The 11,314-nt window shown below is 63.9% G+C and carries 14 protein-coding genes; 6 read left to right on the top strand and 8 right to left on the bottom strand.

Going from position 1 to position 11,314, the window contains the following annotated elements:
* Nucleotides 1-386 (top strand): transposase (locus BLQ58_RS21020; protein WP_139186144.1); only part of this gene is annotated, 386 nt, incomplete at its 5' end.
* A gap of 9 nt (nucleotides 387-395) precedes the next feature.
* Here BLQ58_RS21020 and murJ read toward each other — a convergent pair.
* Nucleotides 396-1,946 carry a murein biosynthesis integral membrane protein MurJ gene (murJ, locus tag BLQ58_RS21015; protein ID WP_092601781.1) on the bottom strand — a complete coding sequence of 517 codons (1,551 nt, stop codon included), beginning with the start codon at nucleotides 1,944-1,946 and terminating at the stop codon, nucleotides 396-398.
* A gap of 353 nt (nucleotides 1,947-2,299) precedes the next feature.
* On the opposite strand from murJ, the gene rpsT reads away from it, so the two are divergent.
* Nucleotides 2,300-2,566 (top strand): 30S ribosomal protein S20, encoded by a 267-nt coding sequence (gene rpsT, locus BLQ58_RS21010; protein ID WP_066732116.1) that lies wholly within the window; start codon nucleotides 2,300-2,302, stop codon nucleotides 2,564-2,566.
* A 166-nt stretch (nucleotides 2,567-2,732) separates the two neighbouring features.
* Here the strand turns inward: rpsT and BLQ58_RS21005 are convergent, their stop codons facing one another.
* Nucleotides 2,733-3,038: a DUF3579 domain-containing protein gene (locus BLQ58_RS21005; RefSeq protein ID WP_092601779.1), complete on the bottom strand. Its 306-nt coding sequence runs from the start codon at nucleotides 3,036-3,038 to the stop codon at nucleotides 2,733-2,735.
* 450 nt (nucleotides 3,039-3,488) lie between these two features.
* Between BLQ58_RS21005 and argF the strand changes: the two genes are divergently transcribed.
* Entirely contained in the window at nucleotides 3,489-4,412 is a 924-nt protein-coding gene (argF, locus tag BLQ58_RS21000) for an ornithine carbamoyltransferase (protein ID WP_092601777.1), read from the top strand.
* 84 nt (nucleotides 4,413-4,496) lie between these two features.
* Nucleotides 4,497-4,808: a pyrimidine/purine nucleoside phosphorylase gene (locus BLQ58_RS20995; protein WP_092601775.1), complete on the top strand. Its 312-nt coding sequence runs from the start codon at nucleotides 4,497-4,499 to the stop codon at nucleotides 4,806-4,808.
* A gap of 21 nt (nucleotides 4,809-4,829) precedes the next feature.
* Here the strand turns inward: BLQ58_RS20995 and murB are convergent, their stop codons facing one another.
* On the bottom strand, nucleotides 4,830-5,852 hold the full coding sequence (gene murB, locus BLQ58_RS20990; RefSeq protein ID WP_092601773.1) for a UDP-N-acetylmuramate dehydrogenase: 1,023 nt from the start codon (nucleotides 5,850-5,852) through the stop codon (nucleotides 4,830-4,832).
* A gap of 107 nt (nucleotides 5,853-5,959) precedes the next feature.
* On the opposite strand from murB, the gene BLQ58_RS20985 reads away from it, so the two are divergent.
* Nucleotides 5,960-6,445 carry a YajQ family cyclic di-GMP-binding protein gene (locus BLQ58_RS20985; RefSeq protein ID WP_092601771.1) on the top strand — a complete coding sequence of 162 codons (486 nt, stop codon included), beginning with the start codon at nucleotides 5,960-5,962 and terminating at the stop codon, nucleotides 6,443-6,445.
* A gap of 24 nt (nucleotides 6,446-6,469) precedes the next feature.
* On the opposite strand, the gene BLQ58_RS20980 is transcribed toward BLQ58_RS20985, so the two are convergent.
* The 3 genes from BLQ58_RS20980 to BLQ58_RS20970 all read right to left on the bottom strand — a co-directional run bounded on the left by BLQ58_RS20980 (nucleotide 6,470) and on the right by BLQ58_RS20970 (nucleotide 8,001).
* Entirely contained in the window at nucleotides 6,470-6,919 is a 450-nt protein-coding gene (locus BLQ58_RS20980; RefSeq protein WP_092601769.1) for a DUF192 domain-containing protein, read from the bottom strand.
* A 151-nt stretch (nucleotides 6,920-7,070) separates the two neighbouring features.
* Nucleotides 7,071-7,265 (bottom strand): hypothetical protein, encoded by a 195-nt coding sequence (locus BLQ58_RS20975; RefSeq protein WP_066732106.1) that lies wholly within the window; start codon nucleotides 7,263-7,265, stop codon nucleotides 7,071-7,073.
* Between the two features lie 127 nt (nucleotides 7,266-7,392).
* Nucleotides 7,393-8,001: a pseudouridine synthase gene (locus BLQ58_RS20970; protein WP_092601767.1), complete on the bottom strand. Its 609-nt coding sequence runs from the start codon at nucleotides 7,999-8,001 to the stop codon at nucleotides 7,393-7,395.
* Nucleotides 8,002-8,262: 261 nt separating this feature from the next.
* On the opposite strand from BLQ58_RS20970, the gene icd reads away from it, so the two are divergent.
* Entirely contained in the window at nucleotides 8,263-9,513 is a 1,251-nt protein-coding gene (gene icd, locus BLQ58_RS20965; protein ID WP_092601765.1) for an NADP-dependent isocitrate dehydrogenase, read from the top strand.
* 70 nt (nucleotides 9,514-9,583) lie between these two features.
* Here icd and BLQ58_RS20960 read toward each other — a convergent pair whose 3' ends face one another.
* Nucleotides 9,584-10,354 carry a carbonic anhydrase gene (locus BLQ58_RS20960; protein ID WP_029051624.1) on the bottom strand — a complete coding sequence of 257 codons (771 nt, stop codon included), beginning with the start codon at nucleotides 10,352-10,354 and terminating at the stop codon, nucleotides 9,584-9,586.
* 502 nt (nucleotides 10,355-10,856) lie between these two features.
* Entirely contained in the window at nucleotides 10,857-11,066 is a 210-nt protein-coding gene (locus BLQ58_RS20955; RefSeq protein WP_029051623.1) for a cold-shock protein, read from the bottom strand.
* Between the last annotated feature and the right edge of the window lie 248 nt (nucleotides 11,067-11,314).

The following is an 11,314-nucleotide window of genomic DNA, read 5'->3' as shown; positions in this document are numbered from 1 at the left end:
CTGGCCACCTGGTGTCCTGGGCAGGGCTGTGCCCGCGTAACGATGAGAGCGCCGGCAAGCGCCGCAGCACGCGCGTGCGAAAGAGTGGGACCTGGCTCAAAACTGCCTTGGTGACGGCGGCCTGGGCTGCTGTACGCGTTAAAACCAGCTATCTGCACGCCCAATTCCTGCGCATCAAGGCCCGCCGCGGTGGCAAGAAGGCAATCCTCGCGGTCGCCGCCTCCATGCTTACCGCTGCCTACCATATGCTTCGCGATGGCGTTGAGTACGCCGACCTTGGTTCCGATCACTTCAACCGTCACGACGTCAACAAGACCATCCGCCGCCTGCTTAAACGCCTCGCCGACCTTGGGTGTCAAGTGGATCCCATGCCTCATGCTCTTTAGCGCTTCCTACTAGCCGGCGCGGCGCCGGAAGGCTGCGTAGCGCAGGCCCATGAGCCACAGTGTACCGAAGTAGACCGCCGCCGCAAGTACCAGGCAGGCCGCCATCAGCGCGATGCGCAGCCACGGCGTGGCACCCATCGCCACCCAGTCGAAATTGCGGGAGAACCACAGCAGCATGCCCGACAGGATCAGCATGGCCGCCGCCAGCCGCAGCAGGAACATGCCCCAGCCCGGCGCCGGATGGTAGAAACCGCGCCGGCGCAACCCGAAGAACAGCAGCAGCGCATTGACCGTGGCGCCGAAGCTGATCGACAGCGGCAGGCCGGCATGGCCCAGCACGGGCACGAACACGAAGTTCGACAACTGGGTGATGACCAGCACCAGGATCGCGATCTTGACCGGGGTGCGGATGTCCTGCCGCGCATAGAAGCCCGGCGTCAGGATCTTGATGAGAATCAGTGCCAGCAGGCCCACGCCATACGTGCCCAGCGCCTGACGCGTCATCTCCACCGCATGGGCGTCGAAGCGGCCATAGTTGAACAGCACGGATGTCAGCGGCGTGCCGAACAGCATCAGCCCGGCCGCGCAGGGCAGGGCGAGCAGGAACGTCAGCCGCAGGCCCCAGTCGAGCAGGCCCGAGTATTCCTCGCGGTTGTCGTTGGCGTTGGCGCGCGACAGGCTTGGCAGCAGGATGGTGCCCAGCGCCACGCCCAGCAGCGCCGTCGGGAACTCCATCAGACGGTCTGCATAGGTGATGTACGACACGGCCCCGGCGCCCAGGCGCGATGCGATATTCGTATTGATGATCAGGCTGATCTGGGCCACCGACACGGCCAGCAGGGCTGGCGCCATCTGCTTGACCACGCGCCGCACGCCGGGATTGGCCCAGGCCTGGCGCAGGTTCAGCGAAATCCGCGGCAGCACGCCCAGACGGCGCATGGCGGGCACCTGGATGGCCAGCTGCAGCACGCCGCCGATGAGCACGCCCCACGCCTGCGCGTAGATCGGTTGCGTCAAGTGGGGGCCCACCCAGACCGCGGCCACGATCAGGCAGAGATTGAGCAGCACGGGCGTGAAGGCGGGCACCGCGAAGTTGCGCCAGCTGTTCAGGATGCCGGAGGCCAGTGCCACCATCGAGATCAGGCCGATGTACGGGAACATCACGCGCGTCATGAACACCGCCGAGTCGTAGGTGTCGGCGTCGCCACGGAAGCCCGTGGCCACCACGGTCATGACGATCGGCGCGGCAATCACGCCCACCAGCGAAACGGCGGCCAGCACCCACGCCATCACCGTGGCCACGGCGTCGATCAGCAGATGCGTCTCGGCGTCGCCGCGCTTGCCGTGGTATTCGTTCAGGATCGGCACGAAGGCCTGCGAGAAAGCCCCCTCGCCGAAGATGCGGCGCAGCATGTTGGGGATGCGGAACGCCACGTTGAAGGCGTCGGTCATGTCCGAAGCGCCGAAGGCCCGGGCAATCAGGATTTCGCGCATCAGGCCCGTGATGCGTGACAGCATCGTCAGGCCACTGATGGTGGCAAGGGCTTTGAGAAGGTTCAAGGTGGTAGTCGGGGAAAGCTTCAGGCCGGCCGGCGGCTGCGCAGCCAGGGCGGAACGCGGTTCAGACGCCCGTTTGGCCCCAAAAGTTGCCGCGGCGCCACGGTCTGCGGCCAGGCGGCGCCGGATGTGGCGCTTATTATACGGATCGGCCGTTGCGGGGCGACCGTCAGCATGGGTATACGAATCACCCTTGCCTGTGCCGCGGGCATGTGTGTATAATCGCCGATTCGCAAGGACAGTCGCGTCCAGGATTCGTTTGTCGAAACATCCCGGGTCGCAAGATGTGACTTAATTGTTGCGTCCCAAACTATTGCGTCGCCCCGGGCGCGCATTCTGAATTCAGGAAGAGATACATGGCAAATTCCGCACAAGCTCGCAAGCGCGCGCGCCAAGCCGTCGCCGCGAACGCCCACAATTCCAGCCTGCGCTCGCGTCTGCGCACCGCCGTCAAGGCAGTTCGCAAGGCGATCGACGCCGGCGACAAGGCTGCTGCTGCTGAAATCTTCAAGCAGTCGCAAACGATCATCGACAGCATTGCTGACAAGAAGATCGTGCACAAGAACAAGGCCGCACGTCACAAGTCGCGCCTGTCGGCCGCCATCAAGGGCATGGCCGCCTAAGTCTGCCTGGGCCACCCCGGTGGCCTGCAGAAAGAAAAGCCCGTCTCCGGACGGGCTTTTTGTTTTCTGGCGCGTCGCTGTCCCTGCCTTCGGTCGCGTGCGCGACCGGTCAACAAAAAACCCGGCGCCGGCCGGGTTTATTCATTCGGGTGCGTCGCCTTCGGTGTCAGTGCTCGACCGAGCAGGCTTCCACGACCTGGAGGTTGTTGTCGCGCGCGAAGTTCAGGACGAAATCGAGCGCCTTCGGCTCGATGTCGCGCAGCCGGGTATCGACCACCACGTTTTTGACGCCAGCCACGATCACCGGACGCACATACGGCGAGTACGTCAGGCGGGGATCGCCGGTATCGCCTTCGGGACGGAATTGCGCCATCACGCCGCACAGCCGCTCGGCCCAGTCGCTGGGGCGGAAGGTCTTGCCTTCCTTCGTAACGCCTTGGATGAAATATTCGCGGACTTGGGGGGTGGTCATGGGACTGCGGGGATCTGCTTGGTGACTCGACGGTAAACCCGCTTCAACGGGCGCACCGTTTGACGCATCCGGCGGGCGATTGGTTCGCGCGCATCCGGACATGACCAGCGGGGCGGTGGTGTCGGCGGGGGCACTTTTGATGCCGGCGGCGGGCTGTTGGCATGGGTATGCCGGGCCCCGCGTGAATCAGCGAGTATTATATCTTATATAAGACCTGCGCATAAGGCTGAATCCTGTCGGAAACCTGTCAGTGGCCGCCAGTGCGGCGCCAGTGCCGCCTCCGGAGGTTAACGGAGCGGGCTCGCCAAAGCTGGAATAATCCCTTATGATCTTTGCAATTACATTGCGTAAGCGACGCGAAAGGCGGCTCCGCGACACGCTCCGGCCTTGAAAGATTGCCCTTCCGCGCAATCGGGCTGCGTGTCCAAAGCGAGCCGCTTTCTTTGTTTTATGAGCCCAACCCCGATCAAGCATTACCTCCAGTTCAGCGATCTCGGTGCCGACGAGTACGCGTACCTGCTGGACCGCGCGAGGATCCTGAAGGCGAAGTTCAAGAACTACGAGACATGGCACCCGCTGCACGACCGCACGCTGGCCATGATCTTCGAAAAGAATTCCACGCGTACGCGCCTGTCGTTCGAGGCCGGTGTCCACCAGCTGGGTGGCCATGCCGTGTTCCTGAACACGCGTGATTCGCAGCTGGGCCGTGGCGAGCCGATCGAGGATGCCGCACAGGTGATCTCGCGCATGGTCGACATCATCATGATCCGCACCTACGGCCAGGACATCATCGACCGCTTTGCCGCGCATTCGCGCGTGCCGGTGATCAACGGGCTGACCAACGAATACCACCCCTGCCAGGTGCTGGCCGATATCTTCACGTATATCGAGCAGCGCGGCAGCATTGCCGGCAAGACCGTGGCGTGGATCGGCGACGCCAACAACATGGCGTACACCTGGATCCAGGCGGCCGAGCGGCTCGACTTCACGTTCACGTTCTCGGCGCCCCCGGGCTACCAGCTCGACCCGGCGATGGTGCCGGCATCGGCCGCGCCGCGCGTGAAGGTGTTCGCCAATCCGCTGGAAGCCTGCCAGGGCGCGCACCTGGTGACCACCGACGTGTGGACCAGCATGGGCTTCGAGGCCGAGAACGAAGCGCGCAAGCGCGCGTTCAAGGACTGGATGGTGACCACGGCGATGATGGACCGCGCCGCTGACGACGCGCTGTTCATGCACTGCCTGCCGGCGCACCGTGGCGAGGAAGTGGAAGCCGCCGTCATCGACGGCCCGCGCAGCGTGGTCTGGGAAGAAGCCGAGAACCGCCTGCACGTCCAGAAGGCGCTGATGGAATACCTGCTCTGCGGCCGCTATTGAGCCGGCGCCGGAGCCAATGAAAGGGGGGCCGCGATGGCTCCCTTTTTTACGTCTTTACGAACCGCAAGATCCGAGGAGATTGAGATGAGCCAGTTCGACAATGTGTCGGTCGTCAAGAAGGCCAACCTGTATTTCGATGGCAAGTGCGTGAGCCACACGGTGCTGTTTGCCGACGGCACGCGCAAGACGCTGGGCGTGATCTTCCCGTCCGCGCTGACGTTCAGCACGGGCGCGCCGGAAGTCATGGAAATCAACGCGGGCAGCTGCCGCGTGCGCCTGGCCGGCTCGGAAGAATGGAAGACCTACGGCGCGGGCCAGCAGTTCGACGTGCCGGGCAACAGCAGCTTCGACATCGAAGTGACCGACACGCTGGACTACGTCTGCCATTTCCAGTGATGCCGGCTGTCGTGCCGCCGCTCAGAGAATCACCGGTTCCGGCTCGATCCTGACGCCGAAGCGCGCCTGGACCGTATCGGCGATGCGGTCCGCCAGCTTCAGCAGCGCGGCGCCCGTGCCGCCGCCGTGATGTACCAGCACCAGCGCCTGCTTGCCGTAGACGCCTACGGGGCCGTCGTCCAGGCCCTTGAAGCCGCACTGGTCGATCAGCCAGCCCGCTGCCAGCTTGTAGCGGCCGTCGGGCTGGGGATAGCTGACCAGCGCCGGATGCTCGGCCAGCAACGCATCGCGCTGCAACGCTTCCACCACCGGATTCTTGAAGAACGAGCCCGCGTTGCCGATTTGTGCCGGATCGGGCAGCTTGCGCGAGCGGATGGCGATGACGGCATCCCGCACCTGTGCGGCGCCGGGTGATGCAATGTGTTGCAGTTCACGCGCCAGTTCGCCGTAGTTGAGCACCGGCTCCCAGGTCTTCGGCAGGCGCAGCGTCACGGCCGTGATGATGTAGCGGTCGCGGCCTTCGCGCTTGAACAGGCTGTCGCGGTAGCCGAATCCGCAGGCGTCCAGATCGAGCGTGACGAATTCGCGCGCCTGGCGATCGTAGGCCCGCAGCCGTGCAAACCGGTCGCGCAGTTCCACGCCATAGGCGCCGATGTTCTGGATCGGGGCGGCGCCGGCCGTGCCCGGAATCAGGGCCAGGTTTTCAAGGCCCGGCATGCCGTCGGCAACCGTGCGGCTCACCAGCCCGTGCCAGTTTTCACCGGCGCCGGCCGTCACGAGCCAGTCGGCGCGGCCTTCGGTGGTGTCCTCGGCGATGTCGTAGCCCGGGATTTCCATCAGCAGCACGCAGGCATCGAGATCGCCGGTCAGCACGACGTTGCTGCCGCCCCCGAGCACCACCACCGGCATCCCGGCCGCGCGCGGGTCGGACAGGGCCGACACCAGGTCAGATTCGCTGCGAATATGCGCCGCCAGCCGCGCACGCGCATCGAAGCCGAATGTATTGTGGGTGCGCAGGGGATAAAATTCGTAAAAATCTGCCATGAAGGACGGGGAAAGCACCCCGGACCGGGGCAGGCCAAGATTATACGTAACCGCATGAACCGCCCGCCGGGGCAAACGGCGGGCCACGCAAGACCAGGAGAATCGATATGCCGTCGTTTGACGTAGTGTGTGAAGCCAATATGGTGGAAGTGAAGAACGCCGTGGAGCAGGCCAACAAGGAAATCTCCACGCGTTTCGACTTCAAGGGATCCGACGCCCGCGTCGAGCAGAAGGAAGGCGAACTGACCGCGTTTGCCGATGACGACTTCAAGCTCGGCCAGGTCAAGGACGTGATGATCAACAAGATGGCCAAGCGCAACGTGGACGTGCGCTTCCTGGACTACGGCAAGGTCGAGAAGATCAGCGGCGACAAGGTCAAGCAGGTCATCACGATCAAGAAGGGCGTGACCGGCGACCTGTCGAAGAAAATCGTGCGCATGATCAAGGACAGCAAGATCAAGGTGCAGGCCAGCATCCAGGGCGACGCCGTGCGCGTGACGGGTACCAAGCGCGACGACCTGCAGTCGGTGATCGCGCTGCTGCGCAAGGACGTCAGCGAGGCACCGCTGGACTTCAACAACTTCCGCGACTAAGCAACACGATCCGACCAGGAAACGCTACTGCCCCTGCCGCGCTTGCGGCAGGCCGCCGATCTTTGCGCCGGGCTTGATGCCCTTCTGCGCAAACCAGCCCTTGTTCATCTCCAGCGCGTAGCGCACGGCGGCGCGCGGGCAGTGGTTGTCCTCGGTCTGGGGCTTCATGTCCTCGATGTTCACGATGCTGCCGTCATCGGCCAGGAAGGCGATGGAAAGAGGCAGGTCCGTGTTGCGCATCCAGAAGCAGTGCCCGGCCTTTTCCTCGAACACGAACAGCATGCCGGCGTTGGCGGGCATCGACTTGCGGAACATCAACCCGCGCTCGCGGGCTTCGGAAGATGCCGCTACTTCGGCCTGGATGGCATACATGCCGGCGGTCAACGGGATGACGGGCAGCGCGGACTGCGCCTGGGCCAGGCTCGTCAGCGCGGCGGCGCCCACGGCCATCAGGGTTTTGAACACGGGATGCATGGCGAATCTTGTCGTTGGGGGTCTTGCTGCAGGCGAGAGCATAGCGCAGCCATGCCGGCCGTGCCGAAAAGCGCCGGACATGAAAAAAGGCAGGTCGCATGGGCGCCTGCCTTTCTACAGTCGCGCGGACGCGTGCCCGCGCGGGGTCGCCTTACTGGGCGGCCGGTGCCGAAGCTTCCGCCTTCTTGGCGTGGTGCTTGGTCGACGAATGCTTGTGGTGGGTGGACTTCGCGGGCTTCGCGGCTTCCTTGGCGGCCGGCGCAGCGTCAGCAGCGGGAGCCGAAGCCTGGGCGAAAGCGCCAGTGGCGAACAGGCCAACAACCAGGGCAGCGATCAGTTTTTTCATTGCGAGTACCTCAGAGATGTATCCAGTATTTGGAGGGTTCGACGCGCGTAGACGTGTCATTCGCAACAACGAGACGCCATCTTTTGCCGTTGACGTCAGCTTTATCACTATTTGTAACTGCGTTTTACTAGCGCTTGCGCACATGTATTGCGTCGCGGACATGTGACGCCCGGGATAGAAGTCCCAGTGCGTGGACATCCACGGCGCACCATTGCGCCGGCATCAGGCCCAGATCGGGCAGTGACAGGTTGCCGATAGCCGCGCGAATCAGCCGCAGCGTGGGATAGCCGACCGCAGCCGTCATACGGCGCACCTGGCGGTTCTTGCCTTCCCGAATCTGCAACTCGACCCAAGTGGTGGGAATGGCTGCCCGATACCGGATCGGCGGGTCGCGATCCCACAGCCAGGCAGGGGAGTCGACCACGCGCACGGCCGCTGGCAGCGTCGTGAAATCGCCAAGATCCACCCCCGCGCGCAGGCGGGCCAGCGCGGCATCGTCGGGCACGCCTTCCACCTGCGCCAGATAGGTTTTGGCCAGCTTGTGCTTCGGATCGGCGATGCGCGTCTGCAGCGCGCCGTCGTCGGTCAGCAGCAGCAGGCCTTCACTGTCCGCGTCAAGGCGTCCGGCCGGATAGACGCCGGGCACGTCGACGCAATCGGCCAGCGTCGCCCGCGACGGATGCGCGGAGAACTGGCTCATCATCTGGAAGGGCTTGTTGAGGGCGATCAGGGTCATGGGCGCGCATTATCCATCAGTGCCGCCCTAGCCGTCGCGCAAAGGTTGGCGCGTGCTATCGCTTTATGCATAATATACGGATAGTCTTATGTCTTATATAAGACTGATATGCGATGCGGCGGGCAGCCAGGCGCGGATGCCGTTGGCCTGTGTCACGCGACGGTGGCGAAACGCCCGTTACAATGCCTCGCACAACACAATCGCGTCGCCAGGCTTGCGGCCTGGTGCCAGCCATCACCCCATCCGCAGTTGGAGACGAACATGTATCAGCACATCAAAGTGCCGGCAGGCGAGAAGATCACGGTCAACGCCGATTTCTCGCTGAACGTGCCCGACAACCCGATCATTCCGTATATCGAAGGCGACGGCACGGGCGTCGATATCACCCCGGTGATGCTGAAGGTGGTGGACGCCGCCGTGGCCAAGGCCTACGGCGGCCAGCGCAGGATCGCGTGGATGGAGGTCTTCGCCGGCGAGAAGTCCACGCGCATCTACGGCCCGGACGTGTGGCTGCCCGCCGAGACGCTCGACGTGGTCAAGGAATACGTGGTGTCGATCAAGGGCCCGCTGACCACGCCAGTCGGCGGCGGTATCCGGTCCCTGAACGTGGCGTTGCGCCAGCAGCTCGATCTTTATGTGTGCCTGCGCCCGGTTCGCTATTTCAAGGGGGTGCCGTCGCCGGTGCGCGAGCCCGAAAAGACCAATATGGTGATCTTCCGCGAGAATTCGGAAGACATCTACGCCGGCATCGAATGGGAGGCCGGCAGCGAGGGGGCGAAGAAGCTGATCGCCTTCCTGCAGGACGAAATGGGCGTCAAGAAGATCCGTTTCCCGGACACGTCGGCCGTCGGCGTGAAGCCGGTATCGAAACAGGGTACGCAGCGGCTGGTGCGCAAGGCAATCCAGTATGCGATCGACAACGACAAGCCGTCGGTCACGCTGGTGCACAAGGGCAACATCATGAAGTTCACCGAGGGTGGCTTCCGTGACTGGGGCTACGAGCTGGCGCAGCAGGAATTCGGTGCCGAACTGGTGGATGGTGGCCCGTGGTGCCGGTTCAAGAACCCGAAGACCGGCCGCGACATCGTGATCAAGGACGTCATCGCCGATGCGTTTTTGCAGCAGGTGCTGCTGCGCCCGGCCGAATATTCGGTGATCGCCACGCTGAACCTGAACGGCGACTACATCTCGGACGCGCTGGCGGCCCAGGTGGGCGGCATCGGCATCGCGCCCGGCGCCAACATGTCAGACGAGGTGGCGATGTTCGAAGCCACCCATGGCACGGCGCCGAAATACGCCGGCAAGGACTACGTGAATCCGGGTTCGGAAATCCTGTCCGCAGAAATGATGCTGCGGCATATCGGCTGGACCGAAGCCGCCGACCTGATCATCGCGTCGATGGAAAAATCGATCCAGTCGAAGAAGGTGACCTACGACTTCGCGCGGCTGCTGGAAGGCGCGACGCAGGTGTCGTGCTCGGGGTTTGGCCAGGTGATGATCGACAACATGTAAGGCTGGCCGACCCCGACGGCAAGCGCCCCGGCACCGTGAGGTGGCCGGGGCGTTTTCATGTCCGCTGCGCTCAGTTGCCCGACTGAATCTCCCGCCCATCCAGCGGCTGGAGCGGCCGTGCATTCATCGGATAGCGGCTACGAAACGCGGCCAGTTGTTGCGGCGAGATCGTCAGCGGCTGCTTCATCACATACCACCGGACATCCTCGGTGCAGGGCGGCGTCGTCAGGCTGCCGGAAAACGTGTAGTAATTGTGCGATTTGGGCAGCAAGCCGGCGATGTTGACCCGGCCGGGCATCGGCACGGGCTGGGCGCCCTGGCCAGGCAACGTACGAAACAGCGTGGCCAGCTGCGGGTTGGGTTTGCCCATCCTGAACATGACAGCGACCACGGCCACGACGCGCCCCTGGTCGTCCTGGTGGACGAAGTGCGCGGACAGCGGATAGGCCTTGCCGTTGAAGCGGGTCTCGCTGGGCGTGTGAAAGTGGAATTGCGCCAGTCGATAGGTGCCCGTTGCCGTCGTCAGCGTTTCATCGCCGGCGGGCCGCACTTCGATCGTATGTCCGGTATTGACGACCTTTGCCCGCGTAGGCCGATAGTGAAACGCGAGCGGCGGCAGGTGCGCCGGAGTCGCGCCATGGATATCGACCGGCGACTGCCGCTCGCCCGTGGCGCACCGGAAGAATCCCGGGTCCAGTTCCCCCCAGTGAGATGGGTCCGTCGCGCCTTCGTAGGACCAGGCGTGAGGATCGTGGCCAGGCGGCGGTGGGGTGGCGATTGCGCTGGCTGACCCCAAGACGATGGCGCCGCAGAACGCAGCTGCCCGTAGCGTGTGTGTCATTTGGCGAAACTCCGATGGTCGAGAGTGTCCGCGCGCAACATGCGCGGGATGGCTCGGGCCAGTCTACGAAGCCACCATCGACGCCGAAATGGCGCTCCTACGAAAGCGAGGCGACCCTGGGAAGTTTCCTTGACGGTGCGCCACTACCCCCGCTCGACGAGGTCAGCGCCCGGGGCGCGGAACGCGTCGGGCCTCGGGAGTCGACCGGTTGTCGGTCAAGGGCGGTGCGGAGATGCCAGTGGCGCGGCGCCGGCACCTTGGGATTTGCGGAACGCCGTTCCGGCACCAGGAACCGCAGCGGGCATCGCAGAAACAGAAACGCCCGGCACATGGTTCACATGGGCCGGGCGTTTTTTCCGGATGCTTGGCGTACGCGCTTGGTGCGTGCCCCGGGCTGGCATTGCCAGCCGTGGCACAGGATCCCGTTCCGAAGGAAGTTTCCCCCCTTCACATCCGCATTGGCCGACGCCGCTCTGTATGGCGCATTCGGCCGCGGCGCACTTTACTGGGCGGCGTCCTGGATGTTCGTGGCTTGCTTGCCCTTCGGGCCTTGCACCACCTCGAACGAAACGCGCTGGCCTTCCTTCAGCGTCTTGAAGCCCGCCATCTGGATTGCCGAAAAGTGCGCAAACAGTTCTTCCTCGCCATCGTCCGGCTTGATAAATCCGAAACCCTTGGCGTCATTGAACCATTTGACGATACCGCTTGCCATAAACTCCCCCAACGAAAAAGCTGATTTCAAGCGGGGAAACCAATGGCCAGCTGAAAACCACCCTGGCGGGCCCAGCCTGCCGCTCCTGACGGACCGGCTGCGTAAAGCGCCGCGCAAATGAAGTTTGCGTGGCCAGCCGCCGCGCCCGTCCGGAAACGAAACCGCCTCCGGAAACGAGCCGCAAATGGCTGACCTACGCCGGTCGTGGGCCTCCCTGCTCACGGATACATCCGGTCTGGACATTTTTG

The sequence above is a fragment of the Ralstonia sp. 25mfcol4.1 genome, from assembly GCF_900104095.1.
Classification (GTDB): Bacteria; Pseudomonadota; Gammaproteobacteria; order Burkholderiales; family Burkholderiaceae; genus Cupriavidus.
Note: the sequence above shows the minus strand (reverse complement) of the source record. Positions and strands in the feature narration are given on the sequence as shown.